The 19,874-nt window shown below is 36.3% G+C and carries 17 protein-coding genes and 2 pseudogenes; 16 read left to right on the top strand and 3 right to left on the bottom strand.

Annotated features, from left to right (window positions below; all coding sequences use genetic code 11):
* Positions 1-28 precede the first annotated feature (28 nt).
* The 5 genes from BR72_RS22570 (at position 29) to sdaAB (ending at position 5,462) form a co-directional block, all read left to right on the top strand.
* Entirely contained in the window at positions 29-388 is a 360-nt protein-coding gene (locus BR72_RS22570; RefSeq protein WP_035437378.1) for a VOC family protein, read from the top strand.
* 138 nt (positions 389-526) lie between these two features.
* Positions 527-1,546, top strand: a complete 1,020-nt coding sequence (locus BR72_RS22565; RefSeq protein WP_035437375.1) for a C45 family peptidase — start codon at positions 527-529, stop codon at positions 1,544-1,546.
* A 758-nt stretch (positions 1,547-2,304) separates the two neighbouring features.
* A complete protein-coding gene (gene hemA, locus BR72_RS22560; RefSeq protein ID WP_035437372.1) occupies positions 2,305-3,537 on the top strand; it encodes a 5-aminolevulinate synthase in 1,233 nt (410 codons plus the stop codon).
* Entirely contained in the window at positions 3,534-4,445 is a 912-nt protein-coding gene (locus tag BR72_RS22555; RefSeq protein WP_035437369.1) for a DMT family transporter, read from the top strand. Before hemA ends, BR72_RS22555 begins: the two co-directional genes overlap by 4 nt.
* Before the next feature lie 357 nt (positions 4,446-4,802).
* Complete coding sequence (sdaAB, locus tag BR72_RS22550) at positions 4,803-5,462, top strand: L-serine ammonia-lyase, iron-sulfur-dependent subunit beta (RefSeq protein WP_035437367.1); 660 nt, start codon at positions 4,803-4,805, stop codon at positions 5,460-5,462.
* 70 nt (positions 5,463-5,532) lie between these two features.
* Here the strand turns inward: sdaAB and BR72_RS27515 are convergent.
* Positions 5,533-5,616 (bottom strand): annotated as a pseudogene (locus tag BR72_RS27515) (IS6 family transposase); the annotation flags it as partial.
* Between the two features lie 83 nt (positions 5,617-5,699).
* Positions 5,700-6,284, bottom strand: a complete 585-nt coding sequence (locus BR72_RS22545; protein ID WP_035437365.1) for an SCO family protein — start codon at positions 6,282-6,284, stop codon at positions 5,700-5,702.
* Between the two features lie 344 nt (positions 6,285-6,628).
* Between BR72_RS22545 and BR72_RS25095 the strand changes: the two genes are divergently transcribed.
* Together BR72_RS25095 and BR72_RS22530 are read left to right on the top strand one after the other, a co-directional pair.
* Positions 6,629-6,955, top strand: a complete 327-nt coding sequence (locus tag BR72_RS25095; protein WP_051957397.1) for a hypothetical protein — start codon at positions 6,629-6,631, stop codon at positions 6,953-6,955.
* A 241-nt stretch (positions 6,956-7,196) separates the two neighbouring features.
* Positions 7,197-8,453 carry a M48 family metallopeptidase gene (locus BR72_RS22530; protein WP_035437361.1) on the top strand — a complete coding sequence of 419 codons (1,257 nt, stop codon included), beginning with the start codon at positions 7,197-7,199 and terminating at the stop codon, positions 8,451-8,453.
* Between the two features lie 230 nt (positions 8,454-8,683).
* On the opposite strand, the gene BR72_RS22525 is transcribed toward BR72_RS22530, so the two are convergent.
* Entirely contained in the window at positions 8,684-8,899 is a 216-nt protein-coding gene (locus tag BR72_RS22525; protein ID WP_035437358.1) for a spore germination protein, read from the bottom strand.
* 162 nt (positions 8,900-9,061) lie between these two features.
* Between BR72_RS22525 and BR72_RS27240 the strand changes: the two genes are divergently transcribed.
* From BR72_RS27240 to BR72_RS22475, 9 genes and pseudogenes are all read left to right on the top strand, one after another.
* Complete coding sequence (locus BR72_RS27240; RefSeq protein ID WP_231559753.1) at positions 9,062-10,285, top strand: DUF5667 domain-containing protein; 1,224 nt, start codon at positions 9,062-9,064, stop codon at positions 10,283-10,285.
* 102 nt (positions 10,286-10,387) lie between these two features.
* Entirely contained in the window at positions 10,388-11,095 is a 708-nt protein-coding gene (sigI, locus tag BR72_RS22510) for an RNA polymerase sigma-I factor (RefSeq protein ID WP_051957405.1), read from the top strand.
* Complete coding sequence (locus BR72_RS22505; RefSeq protein ID WP_051957396.1) at positions 11,088-12,152, top strand: anti-sigma factor domain-containing protein; 1,065 nt, start codon at positions 11,088-11,090, stop codon at positions 12,150-12,152. The genes sigI and BR72_RS22505 overlap by 8 nt, the downstream gene beginning before the upstream one ends.
* Before the next feature lie 382 nt (positions 12,153-12,534).
* Positions 12,535-14,124: a malate synthase A gene (aceB, locus tag BR72_RS22500; RefSeq protein ID WP_035437351.1), complete on the top strand. Its 1,590-nt coding sequence runs from the start codon at positions 12,535-12,537 to the stop codon at positions 14,122-14,124.
* Between the two features lie 14 nt (positions 14,125-14,138).
* Positions 14,139-15,416 carry an isocitrate lyase gene (aceA, locus tag BR72_RS22495; protein ID WP_035437348.1) on the top strand — a complete coding sequence of 426 codons (1,278 nt, stop codon included), beginning with the start codon at positions 14,139-14,141 and terminating at the stop codon, positions 15,414-15,416.
* 379 nt (positions 15,417-15,795) lie between these two features.
* Positions 15,796-16,854, top strand: coding sequence for a GH25 family lysozyme (locus BR72_RS22490; RefSeq protein ID WP_035437346.1), 1,059 nt, complete (start codon positions 15,796-15,798; stop codon positions 16,852-16,854).
* A gap of 394 nt (positions 16,855-17,248) precedes the next feature.
* Positions 17,249-17,827: a competence protein ComK gene (locus BR72_RS22485; protein WP_035437343.1), complete on the top strand. Its 579-nt coding sequence runs from the start codon at positions 17,249-17,251 to the stop codon at positions 17,825-17,827.
* Between the two features lie 700 nt (positions 17,828-18,527).
* A pseudogene (locus BR72_RS22480) lies at positions 18,528-19,322 on the top strand (N-acetylmuramoyl-L-alanine amidase); the annotation flags it as partial.
* 312 nt (positions 19,323-19,634) lie between these two features.
* A complete protein-coding gene (locus BR72_RS22475; RefSeq protein ID WP_035437341.1) occupies positions 19,635-19,835 on the top strand; it encodes a cold-shock protein in 201 nt (66 codons plus the stop codon).
* Positions 19,836-19,874: the final 39 nt, after the last annotated feature.

The raw sequence follows: 19,874 nt of genomic DNA, 5'->3' as shown, positions 1-19,874 counted from the left end.
GACAATCTTGGTGGGGAGTGGATGGCTGATGTGGAAAAGAATAGAATGTGTCGCAATTTATGTAGAAGATATTGAGAAGGCAGTAGAATTTTATCAATTGTTAGGTTTAACAAAAGCTTGGGAAGTATTTCAAGATGAAGAAAAGCAATGGAAACTTATTGGCATGAAATTTCCTAATGGTACTTCAGAGTTAGTATTAAAGAATAACCCTAATTTGAATTTTGCTGAAACTGAGATTGTCGTTGAGGATGTTTGTGAGACTTACGAAACGTTAAAATCTAATCCTGAGGTTAAGTGGATTCGCACTCCATTCCTTAATTCTTTAGGTGGGCATGTGGCTGTAATGCAAGCTCCAGACGGAAATGAATTTGTGTTAGTAGGAAAATAGAGTAGTAGAAAAGTAAGCGTCAAATATTTCCCATCTGCCATTTGTAAATAACCCATGAAATAATCTCCTCACAATACAAAAATAGTTTTTTTATGGAGAAACACCTATTTTTGTATTGTGAGGGAAAGGAGGATGAGAATGTCAGATTTCACTGTATCTGTACTTCAAATCAGAGATAGCTCATTTAATATTGGGCTTAAGATGGGAAAACATATTCAGAATCAACCGATCCTAAAAAATTTAGAAATGTTAACAAAACCAGAAATAGATTATAAAAATATGAAATCTATTTATTCAACTTTCGCTCCCCATTTACTCGATGAACTACAGGGTTTAGCTGAAGGAATGGAAATACCACTAAATAAAGTAGCGGCATTATTTAGTGGATATGACGTACCAAAAACCGAAGCGATGGGATGTTCAGCAATTATTACAAATGAATACTACCTAAGAAATTATGACTTTTCTCCTGCATTGTATGATGGTTGTTTTAGCTTACTTCAACCCGAAAATGCTAATGCCTCAGCAGGTTATAATCTGCAAGCGATAGGTAGGCATGAAGGTGTGAATAGCCAAGGACTAGTTATAGGCTTACATTTTGTAAGTAATAGCGATTATTCAAAAGGTTTATCAGCTTGGACATCAATTCGCATGATACTAGACACTTGTTCAACGCTTGAAGACGCCATACAAATGCTAAAAGAAATTCCTCATTCAGCTTGTTATAATTTTTCACTTGGAGATAGGAAGGGAAATATAGCGGTAGTTGAAGCAAGTCCCGAAAAAGTGAGGGTAAGAAGAGAACCATTATTATTGTCGTGTGTAAATCATTTTCAAGACCATGATTTAGAAAAGAAAAATAGGCATTTTATTGAAGGTTCTATTAAACGGAATGAATATTTGCAGAAATTTAAAGATAGTCAATTAACACATAGAGAAATGTTTCATAACTTTGCAAATAAAGATTCACCAGTTTTTTTTACTGATTACGATAATTTATTCGGTACTCTTCATACTTTTTCCTACTCTTTTAAAGACTTGAGAATTTTAACCTCTATAGCACAAAGCAATCAAATTTTAGATATAAATTTTGAAGAATGGGTTAATGGAAATAATATTAATTATCATATTTTAACTGGAGTAATAGACGATAAATAATAAATATACTCTCATTCTTATTCCGCTAACGGAGACTATACTTTAAGAAGGCAAATAAAAAAAGTCGGTTCCTCATCGTACAGGAATTCGTCTTTTTTTATTTGAATTTGTTTAGCGTACAAGATTTCCGGAATGTTGGCGGCCCATCAACCTAACAGAACAAGTTGCCCCAAAAACGATAAAAATGAACTTCATTGCTATAAAAAGACTCTAATTATTCGTTTTGGGGGCATTATAAAATTTTAACTTGATGGTGATGTAAGGTGACCCCTAATAAGTACTCCCCAATCGCTTATCTAGTTTGATGTTAATCAACTTTGCAACAGAATTCTAAAAAGTTATATTGATAAAAAATAAGAAAATTATATTTATATTTTGTTCTAAAGGTATTGTTTTATATGGATTTTGCAAATCATTACAATGATTCTTTTAGAGGAAACTAGTCTTTACTTATAATATTCAGCTTAGTATGACCATTTTTTAATGATAATTATCTGTTTTTTATTGATAAAATTCTAAAATATGGTTTTATTTTGAAAAAATTGTTATTATTTATTTGAAATTAATTATATCGACTTAAAGAAATTTGAAGTTTTTAAAAAACAAAATTATGAAAATATGCATAAATTTGTTTTTTGCTTGGCTTTATTATATTTTCCTGATATAATAAAAAATTTTTTAGGAGTTTTCCTTAATTTTCATGAAAAAATATCAAACTGGATGAACTGTAAACTATAACTAGACTTGGAGGAAAAGTCATGTATGCAAAAATTATTGAAAAGAAGCTCGAATCTTTGAAAGAAAGCGGACAATATCGAGAATTTGTTACAATTAATCGGATGCGTGGCCAATATCCTTTAGCACAGTTGAATGGCCAGAAAGATGGGCAACCAGTTGTCGTTTGGTGCAGCAATGACTATCTAGGAATGTCTCAGCACCCAGTAGTTACCGAAGCAATGCATGATGCAATTCGAACATTTGGTGCTGGTTCAGGCGGATCTCGAAATATAGGTGGTACACATTATCATTACCCTGCACTTGAATCTTCACTTGCGGAATGGCATGGTAAAGAAGCCGCATTAGTTTTTCCTACAGGATATGGCTCGAATGATGCAACATTACAATGTTTACTTCGTCTATTTCCAAATTGCATAGTATTTTCTGACGAACGAAATCACGCTTCAATTATTAATGGTATACGTAGCACTCAAGTCGAACGAGAGATATTTAGACATAATGATGTTAACCATTTGGAAGAGTTACTTGCAGCTCAACCACATGATCGAGCAAAAATTATTGTGTTTGAATCAGTATACTCAATGGATGGCGATATCTCACCGATTCAAAAAATTGCGAATCTTGCAGAAAAATATAACGCTTTAACATTTCTTGATGAAGTACATGCAATCGGTATGTACGGTCCTCGCGGAGCAGGAATAGCTGCTGAACTAGGTCTTGTGGATCGATTGGACTTTATTCAAGGAACAATGGCAAAAGGTATTGGAGTAATCGGGGGATACATTGCAGCTTCATCATTACTAATTGACGCTGTTCGTTCTTTTGCATCTGGTTTTATTTTTACAACATCCTTACCACCAGCTGTTGTCGCGGCCTGTTATGCTAGTGTGGAACACTTAAAATCTTCGGATAACGAGCGGAACGCTCTACACCAAAAAACTAGCATGTTAAAAGAAGCACTTGCTCAAGCAAATATTCCGATAATGGACTCAAGTGAAACGCATATTCTCCCTGTACTCATTGGTGATGCAAAAAAATGTAAAGCTGCTGCCCAACGTCTACTTGAACAACATCACGTCTATCTGCAACCCATTAATTCACCAACGGTTCCTGTCGGCACAGAACGCTTCCGAGTTAATGTTACACCAAATCACACTGAGGAACAGATAGCACAACTGGCCGTTTCATTAAAAGAAGTTTTTAATTATTTCGATATTCCTTTTGCACCGCAGAACGAAGTGTTAGACGTATGACAATTTTTATGTACATCTTCTGCTTAATAGTTTGGGGATTGAACTTTATTGCAGTAAAAATACAAGGTACTCCTGTAAGCCTTGAATTGTCATTAACCTATCGCTTGGTAGGGGCTGCACTAATGTTTATTGTCCTCATGTGCGTGGTACGTCCAAATGGTAGGCCTTCTCGTAAAGATGTTTTTCCCCTTGTTACTTTTGGGGTATGTAACTTAGCTCTAAGTTACTTGTGTTTATACTACGCGACAATTTGGATTTCTGCTGCACTAGTAACGCTGCTGTTTTCACTGAAGACAGTTCTGACACCAATTGCACTTCGTATATTTCTAGATGAGCGTCTTCATCCTCGAATTCTAATAGGGGGAATAGTTGGTATTGTAGGTGTTTCTATATTAGTTTATCCACTACTAACACAGGGCTCTAGTACAAGTGATTTAAAAGGAATAGGCCTCGCATTGTTTGGAACTATACTTACAGCTATTGGTGATGCAGCTTCCGCTCGAAATGCACGACGTGGTATTAATGCTGTTTATTCGAATAGTGTTGGCTTTGTTGTGGCTTCGATACTTTTACTTGCTGTTTGTACCTTTCAGGAACAGAACTTTACACTACCAACGTCCGTTTCTTATCTTGGAGCTTTGGCATTTTTAACTGTATTTGCTTCCTTTGGGGCATGGATGTTCTACCTCAAGCTAGTAGAACGAATCGGTGCATCAGTTAGTAGTTATATGGTGGCACTCTTTCCGGCAATAGGTGGGGTTGCCTCTGTTGCGATTGGAGATTCTACACCTACTCTCTATTTACTGTTCGGATGTTTATTTAGTTGCATTGGAGCAGCAATTGCACTAGGATTTCGCTTACCATACAGGAATCGGAATATTATGAGAAATGAAAGCCCAGGGAATTAAAAAATTCCCATGGGCTTTATTTATAAAATATAATACTGTTCCCTTATAGTATGAACAGATCTACAGGGTTAAATAAGGTATAACTACCTAACAAATTGCATTCTTTATTTACTGATTTTTTAAATAAACATGATCGTTTACTTTCAATAATGACAAATAAATCAATACATCTTTTTATTAAAAGTTATTGTTGAAAATATCAAAAAACTCTTTGCATTGAATAGATATCTTAATAAAAGGGTGGATCGCTTATTATAATCCGTATTTTCATTACCTTTCAGTTATGAAATATTTTCTTAATACAAAAACATTTTATTAATGCATCCCTACTATTAATATTAAGGAGAAAGGACAATCATGAAATATAAATCAGTATTTGATATTATTGGTCCTATTACTATTGGAACACCTAGTGCTTATGGAGTAGAGGCAACAAAGATAGGACATATTGTTCGTCAGCTATTTTTAAAGCCTCCAGAAAAAATCGAAATTTCTTTATATGGGGCATTCAAAAAAGCTGATTGCACTTTTGGGTCAGACGTAGCACTTGTTGGTGGTATTTTGGGCTTTGAAATGGATGACTCACTATTCTCTAAAGCACTTACAATTGCAGCAGAAAGAGGAATTACAGTTAATTGTATAGAAGAGATTGCAAAACCGTCTTATCCCAATACAGTAAAGATTACTTTATACAAAGGTGAAGATAAAATTGAGATGATTGCTTGTTCGATTGGTTGGGGAAAAATCAAAGTTATTGAGATTAATGGTTTTGATTTGAATTTAAATGAAACAAGATCAGCTCTTCTTATTATGAACAATGATCATTTTGGTACCATTTCGTCTGTAACTTCTATATTAGCAACACGTAAAATTAATATTAATATGATACGTGTATCGCAACAGGAAAAAGGAAAAATATCTCTATTGGTAATTGAAACTGAGGAACTATTAAATCATGAAGTAATTGAGGAAATTAAAGGATTACCAAAGATTTATCAAACACTAGCCTTAAGTTAGACAGTTTTATTAGGGTTCTGTTGCAAAGTTTGAAAAAAGCATAAACAGGTTGGTAAATGAGGAACAATGTTTAGGAAGTGGCTAGTAATTGTTGAAGTTCATTGTACGTTGAAAAGGCGGAGTCTATTTGAAGACTTCGCCTTTGTTTATATAGGGTAACTTTGCCCATCATTGAATCAATTCGATTTCATTACTACCTATGGCCAGATACTCTCACCCCTCTAAAAGAAAGGGGTTTTACATTGCCTTCTTGATTTTCTCTAACACTTCTTTACTATCAAACCCGCGCTCGCCCATACCGAATACTTCAATTAAACGATTATCTTCATCTAATAAGTAAGAGTTAGAAGTATGAATGTAAAGGCCGCTTCCAGGATCGCGGTAGCGGAAGTTAAAAGATTCGGCTAGTTGTTTCGTTTCTTCCTCATCGCCGCGCAGTAGATGCCAACCTGGTGTTTCCTTCATATCAAACGTTTTAGAGTAATGCTCTAGAATTTCTTTCGTATCATACTTCGGATCAATTGTAATTGTAATAAATTCGATTTTTTTTCCAAACACTTTTTGTTTCTCAAGTTCATCGCGTAAATGTTTCATTTTATATGTTGTAACTGGACAAATATCTGGACATTTTGTATACATAAATTCGACTAACTTTAATTTTTTCGGTAATTGATCAAATGATACAGATGTTCCGTTTACATCTTCCATAACAATCCCCTTTGGTATTTCTGCTGATGCTTTTCGGTAACCGGTAAAATAAAAAATTCCAATCCCGATTGCGATAATCAGTCCGAGCGTAAAAGTAATGTACAACTTCTTCATTCCAATCCCCCCAATTTTTATTTTATAAGAAAAATCTGAAAAATAAGGAGGTAATGAGTGAATATTACATGACAATTCATGGTTCTGGTGCAAAAAATATGAAACTTGGACATACTAATCTAAAGAGGATGGGGATTATGTATGTACCTCTACTGTGCGATACATTCCATAAATTTACGCTTCCTCTACGTCAACTGCTGATACAACACGAGTTATTGTGGAATAAGTTGTATTGATTACAAAATAAGGAGGTAATTAAAATAGCAAAGCATACCTTTAGAGCATTTAATCTTAATAATCAAGTTATTTCTAGGTTGGACGACCCAACCAAAGTCGTATTTCCAATGGTGGAATTTGATCTATCCCATGAATATGATCCAACAACATCTACGTTTGTTCCTTCTGCTAACGGGGTATATTCCATTTGTGCTGGTCTATACATTGACCCACTTTCAGTAACTCAACCTCTTGATATGGCTATTCGGATTAATGGCGTATTAAAAACGTTTCTTTTTGGAGAACCTTCTGTAGAACCAGGAACTATAGTAATGGGGTGTAACATAGTGCGACTTTCCGCTGGAGATACAGTTGATATAATTATAGGTCATGGTTCGGACATCACTTTAGGCGGAGGTAATGATAGATTTTATTTCACAGCTTCTTTGTTTTAAAAATCCTATAAGGGGTAGAGATAGCATCCGGCGATTACGATATTATTCCCCAGTAAATGGTGAAATGACTTGAGAACCTAAGTGATGTCTCAAGTCATTTCACGTTATGTATGGTTTTATGCAATGTAAAAGCGGCAATGGTTTTAACTACCTTGCTGCTTTATTTTCCTTTTAGCTTGTTCTATTTTCCAAAGAACGAACTACAATATTAATAGACAGGCAGCAATGAGGAGGAGAAATCATGCGAAAAGTGATGAGTTGGACACTTTTTTTGTACGCTCTATTTGCATTATTTATATATTGGTACTTATTTGGATGGAGTCATGAGATCATACCGGAAGCGTATAAAGGAACGAGTGCAGATCCAGCAACATTTATGAATGCAAGGGAGCTAACGCTTAGTCAAGATTACTCGCGGGTAAAGGATTTATTATTTTTTTTAGCAACGCCGCTGCAATGGATTGTTTTATTATTTGTACTCATTTTCGGTGTATCAAAGCGGTTTGAACAATGGGCGAAAGATACAACGAAATTCCGCGTACTACAAATTGCGATTTATTTGTTTTATTTATCGCTTGTGACAACGGTGCTCGCATTGCCGCTGCAATGGATTGGTCATCAAATATCTGTTGATTACGGCATTTCAACACAATCAACAGCAAATTGGATAAAGGAGCATATACTTGATTTTTGGATCAATTTTTTGCTTATGTTTCTGATCGTGACGGTGCTATTATGGCTCATTAAAAAATATCCGAAACGCTGGTGGCTGTACGGCTGGGCGCTTTCTGTTCCATTCACGATCTTTTTAACATTCATTCAACCAGTAGTCATTGATCCGCTCTATAATGATTTTTCAACGCTGCATAATAAGGAGCTTGAGAAAAAGATTTTAACATTAGCGGACAAAGCGAATATTCCAACAGAGCATGTGTATGAAGTGGATATGTCAAAGAAAACAAATGCGTTAAATGCATACGTAACGGGAATTGGCTCAAATTCTCGCATCGTTTTATGGAATACGACGCTCGAGCAGTTAAAAGATAAAGAGATATTATTTATTATGGCGCATGAAATGGGTCATTACGTGATGAAACATATATACTGGGGTGTTGGAAGTTATATCGTTTTAACTTTCGTTGGTATGTACCTCATTAGCCGTATTATTCAAGCGTGTATTCGTAAATGGGGCGATACACTGCATATTTCTAAAATTGCTAGTTTCTCAGTTTTACCACTATTTTTCCTTGTCTCTTCGGTGCTTTCCTTTGCGGTAAGTCCTGCCACAAATTACGTATCGCGCGTTGAAGAAAGGGCAGCCGATCAATACGCATTAGACATGACAAAGGATAGTAAGTCGGGAGTTAAAACATTTCAATATTTATCGAAGACGAGCTTAAGTCAAGTGAACCCGCCGGCTCTGGTGAAATTATTCATGTACACACATCCGCCAATTTTTGAAAGAATTCTCACGTTTGAAGAATATAAGAAGAAATAGTCGTTAAGAACAAGAATTGTGTAAAAATGAAAAGAACAAGTAATTTTCTAGTATAAAGACTAGGAAGTTACTTGTTCTTTTTATATATCTATGGAGAATACAACATGCTTACTTTACCCCTTTTGTTTTAAACCTAGCATATGGCAGGAAAGGACCCTGACCGTTCCTATGCGCGGCCAGATGCTCTGGTCTCCTTCCTAAAGAAAGAGGTTTTTTAATAAGTATATAGTTTACAATGTAAATTTAGTATCTTGATCAGTTAGGTCATTATCAAATACATTAGCGGTACTAACCCCATTAAAGACTTTCAGTTCCTTTGCTGCATTTGATGATCCAGAACCATGATATTCTTTATTACGGAATTCAGGAGCTACATTGTATTTGTCTCCTAAATTTACAATCCCATTAATTCTTGAAATGACAATGCTGTCCACAATTGCAGGCATATTCTTCACCTCTTTTTTATTTTTAGTGTATGCTGCTTATTTTGAAAAAAAGATTGTTTATAAAAATTCCTTTCATTTTGCGAAAAATATTTTTTAACCCCCATAAAACTTATTTTTTCTCCGAATATGTATAGTGAAGAAAGCAAATGGAGGAAAAATGAGATGAAAAAGATACTATTAAAAGGAACTATGGTAACAATGATGGCATGCAGTCCATTTTTAATGGGAACGGCGGCGTATGCTAGCAGCAGCACAGACGCAGTAAAAACAACAGAGTCAGAAAAGCCGACTCTAGTGCAAGGAGATTTCTTCTATTTCGTAAAAACGATGGTCGAAGATATAAAAATGGCGCTTGCGAACAATGATTTAGCTAAGGCAAAGTTACTATCTGAACAAGCTAAGGAGCGAATTGCTGAAGCAGGCGTATTAATGCAAAAAGGGAAAGATGATTTTACAAAAGATACATTAGAGAAAGCAGCAGAAAACTTAGAAAAAGCGGACAAGCTTTCAGGAGAAACGAAACCGGAAGTAGAAAAGACTGCTGAAGCAAAGAAAGAAGAAGCAGAAAAAACTGCTGAAGCAAAGAAAAAAGAAGCAGAAAAGACTGCTGAAGCAAAGAAAGAAGAAGCAGAAAAAACTGCTGAAGCAAAGAAAGAAGAAGCAGAAAAAACTGCTGAAGTAAAAAAAGAAGAAGCAGAAAAAGCTGCTAAAGCAAAGAAAGAAGAAGCAGAAAAGGCTGCTAAAGCAAAGAAAGAAGAAGCAGAAAAGGCTGCTAAAACAAAAAAAGAAGAAACAAAGAAGCCAGCTCATAAAGAAAAAACAGAAGCAGAAAAAGTAAAAGTGAATATAGGAAACAATATCGAAGCATTAGCAAAAGCGCTTGATAAAGTGAAAAATCCGAAAGCAAAAGCTGCAATTATCAAAAATATAGAGAAGAGTTTTGCAAAAATTGCTGCTAAAATAGAGAAAGTGCAAGAAAAGCAAGCGCGTGCTGTTGCAAAGGAAAACAAGCCAGCAGAGCCAGCACAACCAGCACAACCAGCACAACCGGCACAACCAGCAGAGCCAGCACAACCGGCAAAGCCAGCAGAGCCAGCACAACCAGCACAACCAGCACAACCAGCACAACCAGCACAACCGGCACAACCGGCACAACCAGCAGAGCCAGCACAACCGGCAAAGCCAGCAGAGCCGGCACAACCAGCACATAAAGCTGTTGTTTCTCATGAGAATCATGGACAATCCAAGCAAAAGGAAAATCATGAAGATAACGGTAAAAAAGTTGGTCATGAAAAACATGAAGATAACGGTAAAAAAGTCGGTCACGAAAAACATGAAGAAAATCATGAAGATAACGGTAAAAAAGTTGGTCACGAAAAACATTAAGAAAAACAAGGGAATACTGTGGTAAAATGGTCACTTCATTAGTGACCGTTTTGTTATTTATAGCAGAGGGGAGGAGAGGGACTACCTGTGTTAAGTTTATTGATGAAAGTCGTAAAAAAAGCGGCAATAGAAGATGTAGTATTAAATATACAAAAAAATGAAGAGGATAAGGAAGCTTTTATCGCTCAGTATCGGCCTTTTATTCTAAAATCGATTTCGGCAGTCTGTCGCCGTTATATTACAGAACAGGACGATGAATATAGCATTGGACTGTTTGCATTTCATCAAGCCATTGAACAATATTCATATAAAAAAGGGAAATCTTTTCTTTCGTTTGCTGAGCTTCTTATAAAAAGAGATGTAATTGATTATATACGTAAGGAGTCTAGGCATAACCTCGTCTTTTTAAAAGAAGACCAGCAAGAGGAAACAATAGAAACGCAGACGGCGCTTACGGAATATATGAAAGAGATAGAGAACAGCAACCGGAAGGAAGAAATTCTTCATTTTCAACGTGTGCTATCTGAGTTTAAAATTTCGTTTACTGAGCTTGTGAAGGAGTCTCCGAAGCATCGTGATACGCGGGAGCATTTAATGGGAATTGTAAAGATTATTATAAAAGAGGAGAAAATGATAGAAGAGCTATTCCGAAAGAAAAAGTTACCTCTTAAACAAATTGAACCATATGTTAGAACAAGTCGCAAAACGCTAGAAAGACATAGGAAATACATCATTGCAATGTGCATTGTTTTTGTAAACAACTACATATATATTCAAGAATATATAAGAGGTGGGCAGGGGAATGAATAAAGGAATTGTGATGGATATAAAAAAACACAGCATAACTGTGTTGACACCGGACGGAGAATTTATTAATTGTAAGAAGAAATTAAACTCTTATATAATCGGACAGGAAATTGTATTTCATGAACAAGAAAAAAGAAAAATGCCTTTTTCAGTTCCTTCAATATTAAAACCGGCATCGCTTATGTTAGCTTGTTTTCTATGTGTTTTTTTATTTTTATTTAATCAGCCGAAAGAACAAGCGCTTGCCTATGTTTCTATCGATATTAACCCAAGCATAGAAGCGAGTGTGACAAAGGATCTTCGTGTTACGGAATTACGAGCTTGCAATGATGATGGCAAGCGAATTTTAAAAGAAATAAAAGGGTGGAAAAATGAGCATTTGCAAGACGTAGTGCGTACGATTGTAAAACAAAGCAAAGAAGATGGGTACTTAACGAGTGATAAGCAAGTTATGCTAACATCTGTTGCGAAAGAAAAGTCACTAGAGTCGCAGTTGCAGAAGGCTATGAAAGAGTTAAAAAGTGAGTATGACGCAAAACACGTTACAGTCATATATCAGGAAAGTACTATGCAGATCAGGGAGAATGCCCAAAAAGCAGGAGTCAGCACAGGGATTTATTTGAAACAGGAAAATGAGAAGAAGAAATCGTCTGTCTCGCCGGCATCGCCGCAAGTGCAGGAGGAACAACCTTCTGAAGTACATTCACAGCCGGAGTCATCAACTCATTCTGATTCGCCATCGAATTCCTCTTCTTCTGTGCAACAAGAAAGAAATGAGCCGAAAAGGCAACAAGAAAAAGAACGAGAACCAGCTCACGTGCAGCCGCCGCAGGAAAGAAATAACGGCCATAGAGAAGAAAATAATAAAGAACAAAAAAAGGAATATAAGGAACAGAAAAAAGAGGACATAGAGCAAAAAAAGGAACAGAAAAAAGAATATCACGAACAGAAAAAAGAACAAAAAGAGTATGAAAAAGGGCAGAAAGAACAACAAAAAGAAGATAAGCATGGAAATTCTTCAAAGCATGAAGAAAAAGAAAAGGGAAAACATAATCAGTAAAAAGGTATCTTTGTATACGAAGTAATTCCGTTCTCATAACACGGTAATTCATATTATAAATCCTATGCCTAATAAAAAAGCAACGCTTAGAAATCTATCATTCTGAGCGTTGCTTTTTTTGCGTCCCCGTTAGTTTAGTAAACTATTTTCATTTCAGGAAATACCTCTATTAAGTTATTACATCACCACGCAGCCGGATAGTACTCCTACTCAGGACTTTGTAGTTCGTCTTTTACAGGAATATGAAAAGTGCATATAAACCAATTTTGTAATATTGTTAAAAAATTCTAAAAAGTCCTTCCTTTTTGTTTTTTTTTGTTATATAATATAAACATAAAAACCAAAACTGTTATAAAACAGTTTGTAAAAAGGAGAGGCTAATATGTCGACGCAAACTTCGCGGGTTACACTCGTTGGAGAAGTATTACCGGCGTATTTGGAGATTTTGACACCAGAAGCACTCACATTTATTAAAGAGTTGCATGAGAACTTTAACGGACGCCGCAAGGAATTACTGCAGAAACGAGTGGAAAAACAAAAGAGAATTGATGCAGGAGAGTTGTTGCATTTTTTAGAGGAAACTGCAAATGTTCGGGCAGATGATTGGACGATTGCACCGCTTCCGAATGATTTACAAGATCGGCGCGTAGAAATTACCGGGCCAGTTGACCGTAAAATGGTTATTAATGCTCTTAATTCAGGAGCGCATGTCTTTATGGCGGACTTTGAAGATTCAAATGCGCCGACATGGCAAAATGCAATGGAAGGCCAAATAAATTTACGAGATGCAGTTAAGAGAACGATTTCATATACAAATGAAAATGGTAAGGAATATCGTCTCAATGAACGAACAGCTGTATTAATGGTGCGGCCTCGCGGATGGCATTTACAAGAAAAGCATGTGTTAGTAGATGGTGAAGAAGTATCAGCTAGTTTATTAGATTTTGGATTGTTCTTTTTTCATAACGCAAAGGAGTTAATGAAAAAGGGGAGTGGCCCATACTTTTACTTACCGAAAATGGAAAGTTACTTAGAAGCTAGGTTATGGAATGATGTGTTCGTATTTGCGCAAAAATACATTGGCATTCCAAATGGAACAATTAAAGCGACGGCACTGCTCGAGACGATTCACGCTTCATTTGAGATGGATGAGATGTTGTATGAGCTTCGTGATCATTCAGCAGGGTTAAACTGCGGACGCTGGGATTACATTTTTAGTTTCATAAAAACGTTTCGCAATCATGACCAGTTTTTACTTCCGGACCGGGCACAGGTGACGATGAGTGTTCCGTTTATGCGCGCGTATTGTTTACGCGTCATTCAGACGTGTCATCGCAGGGGGGCACCAGCAATTGGCGGAATGGCAGCGCAAATTCCAATTAAGAACAATCCGGAAGCAAATGAAGCAGCATTTGAGAAAGTGCGTGCCGATAAAGAGCGCGAGGCTTGTGATGGACATGACGGGACTTGGGTTGCCCACCCGGGACTTGTTCCTGTAGCGATGGAAGTATTTGATCGCATCATGACAACGCCAAACCAAATTTATCGAAAACGAGAAGAAATTTGTATAACAGAACAAAAATTATTAGAAGTTCCGGCGGGAACGATTACAGAAACGGGCCTACGTACAAATATTAGCGTCGGTATTCAATATATTGCATCGTGGTTAAGCGGCAGGGGAGCTGCACCTATTTATCATTTAATGGAAGATGCGGCAACTGCAGAGATTTCAAGGGCACAAGTGTGGCAATGGATTCGTCATAAGGAAGGGAAGCTTGAGGATGGAAGAAAGGTTACACTTGCATTAGTAGAGCAATTTAAAGCAGAGGAACTAGCCAAAATAGAGCAAGAGATTGGTAGTGATCGTTTTGAAAAAGGACGATTTGTCGAAGCTACGAAACTATTTACGAATCTAGTTCGAAATGATGATTTTGTATCATTTTTAACGTTACCGGGGTATGAAATTTTATAAAGGAGATGGAAAAAATGGGAAATGAAAGAATCGAACAATTACAAGAGAGCTGGGAAATGGATACACGCTGGCAAGGAGTAACACGTCCGTATTCTGCAGAGGATGTTATTCGTCTTCGCGGATCGGTTGATATTGAATATACGTTAGCACGTCGCGGTTCAGAAAAACTTTGGAATTCTCTTCATAGTGAAGACTACGTTCATGCGTTAGGGGCATTAACTGGAAATCAAGCAATGCAGCAAGTAAAGGCTGGGTTAAAAGCAATTTATTTAAGCGGCTGGCAAGTAGCGGCCGATGCGAATTTATCAGGTCATATGTATCCAGACCAAAGTTTGTATCCAGCAAATAGTGTACCGGCAGTTGTAAAACGGATAAATCAAACGCTGCAGCGTGCGGATCAAATTCAGCATATGGAAGGAAGCGGCGATGTTGATTACTTCGTGCCAATTGTTGCTGATGCAGAGGCGGGATTTGGCGGACAACTAAATGTATTTGAGCTGATGAAAGGAATGATCGAGGCAGGAGCATCTGGTGTTCACTTTGAAGATCAACTTTCTTCTGAAAAGAAATGTGGTCATTTAGGCGGAAAGGTATTGTTGCCAACACAAACGGCAGTGCGTAATTTAATATCAGCACGTCTTGCAGCAGATGTAATGGGAGTACCAACGCTCATTATTGCTAGAACAGATGCTGACGCAGCTGATTTAATTACAAGTGATATCGACCCTGTTGATCAACCATTTATTACGGGAGAAAGAACACCAGAAGGCTTCTTCCGAACGAAAGCTGGACTGGATCAAGCAATTGCGCGCGGCTTAGCGTATGCTCCGTATGCCGACCTTGTCTGGTGTGAAACATCAGAACCGAATTTAGAAGATGCAAAACGCTTTGCAGAAGCAATCCATGAAAAGTTCCCAGGAAAACTATTAGCTTATAACTGTTCACCGTCCTTTAACTGGAAGAAAAAATTAGATGATAAAACAATTGCAAACTTCCAAAAAGAAATTGCATCTTATGGATATAAATTCCAATTTGTAACACTTGCTGGCTTCCATGCTTTAAATTATGGCATGTTTGAGCTAGCACGCGGTTATAAAGAACGCGGTATGGCTGCGTACTCAGAGCTGCAGCAAGCAGAATTTGCAGCAGAACAGTACGGTTACTCAGCAACACGTCATCAACGTGAAGTTGGTACAGGATATTTTGATGAAGTAGCACAAGTCATTACGGGCGGAACTTCGTCAACGACAGCATTGAAAGGATCGACAGAGGCAGAGCAGTTTACACGATGATAAAAGAGAGGGGCAGCTTTCAAGGGCCACTCAAAAAATCCATTAAAAATAAGAAGATAACTCCTATTGTATATAGGGGGTTATCTTCTTTTTGATTTCTGTATATTGATAAAGCAGGCAATTTTTCATGTGTACTTTCACTATAGAATCAAACCAATGAAAGACTTTTGTAACATTTATGAAAGAGAAATGAAAGGTATTTAAACTAAAATAAATGTATCGGAATTGATTTTAGTTTAATTCGTAGTAAAAATCACATGTGACTTGCATTATAATTTCATGTTGCTAAAGAAGAATTGCTGTATGAGGAAAAGGGCACTGTCGGAAGGCATTGCTTTTTTAATATTAATATAATCTAAATATAAGGAGATAACGAATAATGAATAAAAACATCGTAGACATATCAAAATATAATGACAATATTAATTGGGACGTAGCTGCTCCGAATCTTGATTTAGCAATTTGTCGTGTGCAATATGGTTCAAATAAAGTAGATCATCTATATAAACAGCATGTGGAAAATTTAGAAGCACGTGGCATTCCTCACGCTGCATATGCATATGGTTGTTATGTATCTGTGGAAGATGCAATTGTAGAAGCAAAAGACTTTATGGCTCGCGTTAGTCCTAACGCTAAATTTCTAGTACTAGATGTTGAAGATGACACTTTAGCTAGTTGCGGTTCTACTAATCTAGCAAAAGCGTCACAAGCGTTCATTAATACTTGCAAAGCTGCAGGATGGAAAGTAGGTTTCTATGTATCTCATCATATGTATAAATCATATGGATTACAAAATGTAAAAGCTGATTTCCTTTGGATTCCTCGTTATGGAGCAAAACCTGCATATGCATGTGACTTATGGCAATATGCTGATAATGCAACAGGTGGTTATGTTGAAGGGATTGGGAATTGCGATGTAAACCGTTTAAATGGGGACAAGTCTCTAGAGTGGTTTACTGGTAAGGGAAGTAACAACAGTGCAGGAGATAATAAAGATGTTGTTTTACCTCCAGATTGGCAAACAAACAACTTGGGCGGTATCACTGTAACAGCGGATGTTGCGAATGTGCGAGAAAATGCATCTGCTAATGCAAAAGTTATGCGTCAAGTACAAAAAGGAAGCGGTCATGTTTACCTTGATTGGCATTATGATGGCTCTTACTTCTGGTACAAAATCGCGAATAATAACTGGTTACGTGCTGATGTTTGTAAAATCAACAAAGATGGAAAAAATAAAGGTGTCGTTTGGGTAAATGGTACTGATATCAACCTTAGAAAAGGTGCAAGTACTGGTGATGCTGTTGTTGAGAAGATTAATAAATCTGGAGCATATGATGTACATTATCGCCATGAAAATTGGATTTTCGTAAATGGTGGTGGATTGAAAACTGGCGGTTGGATGTATTTTGATGAGTCTTATGTAAGCTGGATTAGATAAATGAAGAAAGCCGCCCATTTTTAGTTGGGCGGCTTGTTCGTTAAGCTTGTGATGAAGGAAGATTAGCATGACTATAAGTGTTCCCACCCACTTCATTGAGCGCAGCTGCAATAAATGTAGTAATTAAGTCAGCTTTCGAGCTGGCTCTCTCTTTTATTACAAATATTTCAAAATAAAAAAATTGAAATTGTATATAAGATAATTTTATTTTTTATAGGAAGAGTATGTAGTTTCATTCTGTTATTCATACAGACGTATAAAAAGAAATTTTAATTTATTACTAATTAATTGTAAAAAAATTGAAAATATCAGGTATTTTACGTATAAAATGGTACAATTATCCATGTAGATAATTGCATGAAATTATCCAAATTTGACAAAGGAGAGGAAGAAAATGACTGGTAAAGTCGAAAGGTACACACCGCAGTACATTGTGAATTCAAAAACGATTGCACTGCTTCCAATCGTTTTAAATGATAAACGTATTGTAACGCGTGTGATTGAAGAAAATGATGAATTTTTTGTGTATCAAAAGCCACTTGAGATTGTGGAACAAAGTTGTCGTCAATATGGAGCTAGCTTTGGCGGACGAAAAGATGGTACAAAAGAATACACAGGCTTTACGCATAAAGCACCGATTGCAATTAGTCCTACAGATTATATCTATTTCTTCCCTACATTTTCTTACTCCCGCAAAGAATGTGCCTGGTTGTCGCATTTTCATATTGAAAATATAACAAAACTTCCACATGGAAATATTCTAATTGAATTCATTAATGGTCAAACAATTAAGCTAGAAGTATCTAAAAACAGCTTTGAAAATCAACGAAATCGAACAGCACAACTTCGAGCAGAATTTGAAGATAGAAAAAGAAAACAGGCGGCGACAAAATTTTTACTAGTGAATCAAAATGAGGTTTTAGAGTTAACGCCTGCATACGAAAAAATGTATCTTTTTAAAAAAGAAGATTGATAATATGAAGTGAAAATGAGCCAAAAGGCAAATAAGTGCCTTTTGGCTCATTACTTTTTTCCGTTATTGACAATATATCGGTACTTTTCACGATATATCGACCACTTTTTAGAATATATCGACGCTTTTCACAATATATCGGCGATTCGACACGATTTAAAGACCCTTCGACGGCATTCGACACAAAAGTAGTCGATCTGCCGAGCTGAAACAGATCCTGATCGGCTTTCCCCTCTAAAAAGAATTTTTTCCTTTATTAGCAGAACTTTTTTTCTGTTTTAAACAGTCATTATGTGAGATAATTTAAATATATATAAATCCATTTTAATTTTTCGACATCTCACTTTATGCGCGGCTAGATGGCTCGTCCATCTAAAAAGAAAAAGTGTTTTTATGTCATTTTTTAATTTGTATTTATATAGATGAGTCCCCAAAGCATATCTATTATCGTATAGTGTGCGTTCTACTATTTCTCAATCTCCCTAATAAAAATTTAACTGGGGCTTTATATATATTCATTTTAATTTGTCGACATGCTTGCTTTCTCCTTTTGTTTTAAATATTGCGTATGGTAGAAATGCGCGGCTAGATGCTCTCGTCTCCCCCCGAAAAAAGGAGATTTTTATGTTGGTTTTTTAACTTGTATATATAGTTATTTGTTCTACATAAATTAAACAAGATTTTTTGAAGGTGATGAAAAATGAAACCTATTAAACTGCTATTTTCTGTAACTGTAGCATCTATTACGTTATTAACCTCGGTTAATAGTGCGTTTGCTAATAGTACACTTATTATTCCAGAGTTACCTAAGGAACCATACCGCAATGGTATAGGCATGTACGAAGGAGTTATAGCACATTCAACTGCTACTCCTGAGGTACCGGCAATTAACATTCAACGTTTTCAGTCTCGTACATGGTCAAACGCTTTTGTTCATTATGTTGTGGATTGGGATGAGACGATTCAGACTGCGAGTACAAAATATCGTGCGTGGGGGGCAGGGCCAACTGCGAATGAAAGATTTGTTCAAGTTGAATTAAGTGAGACGAAAAATCCAGTAAAGTTTAAACGCTCGTACGATCGTTATGTAAGGCTGCTAGCGGAGATTTTACGTAACCGACATATTCATCCGTCTAAAGGGTTATTGACCCATAAAGATGTTACATATAAGTTCGGTGGTACTGATCATGAAGATCCATTAGCTTACTTAGCTAGTCACGGCGTATCGGAAGCGAAATTTCGTGCGGATGTGTTAAAAGCATATAATGGGAATGCTCTTTCAGGCGGGGCGAAAGTGCAGCAAATGAATAAGGCACAAGGTACGGTATATGTTAATAGAAATAATGTGAATTTACGTTCCGGCCCATCAACGAGTAATAGTATTATTCGGAAAGTGCAAAAGGGAGAAGTATATAAAGTGTCCGGGAAATCAGGAAACTGGTTAAATGTTGGCGGGAATCAGTGGATTTACAATGATGCATCGTACATTCGATACACGAAAAAATAATCGTTCTTTACATGTATTTGAACTCTTTTTTTCATAATGTAAGTTCTTAAAATAAAAGAATCGGCGCTCAATAAGCATCGATTTTTTTATTTTTATAAATTATGTTGTACATTCTTTTTTCAATATGGTATAGTCAATATATAGTTGAATACTTAAATCAAGCAATCCATATATTATCAAGTGCCGTGAAACTAGCGAGAAAAATTATGTATGTATTCTGTTTCGCATTTGGTAATGTGTGGATTCTTTTTTTATGTTGTGAAAACTAAACAATATATTTATTTTTAGGAGGAAGTTATTATGAAAACAGGTCAAGTAAAATGGTTTAACAATGAAAAAGGTTTCGGTTTCATCGAAGTTCCAGGCGAAAACGATGTATTCGTACATTTCTCTGCTATTACAACTGAAGGTTTCAAATCTTTAGAAGAAGGCGAAAAAGTTAGCTTTGAAGTAGAAGAAGGTAACCGTGGACCTCAAGCTAAAAACGTTGTAAAACTATAATCTTATAGATCATAGTAAAAAAGGATGGCATTTGCCATC

Origin of the sequence: Bacillus sp. UNC322MFChir4.1 (assembly GCF_000746135.1) — a bacterium.
Lineage (GTDB): Bacteria > Bacillota > Bacilli > Bacillales > Bacillaceae_G > Bacillus_A.
Note: the sequence above shows the minus strand (reverse complement) of the source record. Positions and strands in the feature narration are given on the sequence as shown.

Coding starts and splice junctions, on each gene's coding strand:
- sdaAB (WP_035437367.1), top strand. CDS start 4,803: ATGAAATATAAATCAGTATTTGATATTATTGGTCCTATTACTATTGGA.
- BR72_RS22485 (WP_035437343.1), top strand. CDS start 17,249: ATGACTGGTAAAGTCGAAAGGTACACACCGCAGTACATTGTGAATTCA.
- hemA (WP_035437372.1), top strand. CDS start 2,305: ATGTATGCAAAAATTATTGAAAAGAAGCTCGAATCTTTGAAAGAAAGC.
- BR72_RS22565 (WP_035437375.1), top strand. CDS start 527: ATGTCAGATTTCACTGTATCTGTACTTCAAATCAGAGATAGCTCATTT.
- aceA (WP_035437348.1), top strand. CDS start 14,139: ATGGGAAATGAAAGAATCGAACAATTACAAGAGAGCTGGGAAATGGAT.
- BR72_RS22545 (WP_035437365.1), bottom strand. CDS start 6,284: ATGAAGAAGTTGTACATTACTTTTACGCTCGGACTGATTATCGCAATC.
- BR72_RS22555 (WP_035437369.1), top strand. CDS start 3,534: ATGACAATTTTTATGTACATCTTCTGCTTAATAGTTTGGGGATTGAAC.
- BR72_RS22570 (WP_035437378.1), top strand. CDS start 29: ATGTGGAAAAGAATAGAATGTGTCGCAATTTATGTAGAAGATATTGAG.
- BR72_RS22525 (WP_035437358.1), bottom strand. CDS start 8,899: ATGCCTGCAATTGTGGACAGCATTGTCATTTCAAGAATTAATGGGATT.
- BR72_RS22530 (WP_035437361.1), top strand. CDS start 7,197: ATGCGAAAAGTGATGAGTTGGACACTTTTTTTGTACGCTCTATTTGCA.
- aceB (WP_035437351.1), top strand. CDS start 12,535: ATGTCGACGCAAACTTCGCGGGTTACACTCGTTGGAGAAGTATTACCG.
- sigI (WP_051957405.1), top strand. CDS start 10,388: ATGAAAGTCGTAAAAAAAGCGGCAATAGAAGATGTAGTATTAAATATA.
- BR72_RS25095 (WP_051957397.1), top strand. CDS start 6,629: ATGGTGGAATTTGATCTATCCCATGAATATGATCCAACAACATCTACG.
- BR72_RS22490 (WP_035437346.1), top strand. CDS start 15,796: ATGAATAAAAACATCGTAGACATATCAAAATATAATGACAATATTAAT.
- BR72_RS27240 (WP_231559753.1), top strand. CDS start 9,062: ATGAAAAAGATACTATTAAAAGGAACTATGGTAACAATGATGGCATGC.
- BR72_RS22505 (WP_051957396.1), top strand. CDS start 11,088: ATGAATAAAGGAATTGTGATGGATATAAAAAAACACAGCATAACTGTG.
- BR72_RS22475 (WP_035437341.1), top strand. CDS start 19,635: ATGAAAACAGGTCAAGTAAAATGGTTTAACAATGAAAAAGGTTTCGGT.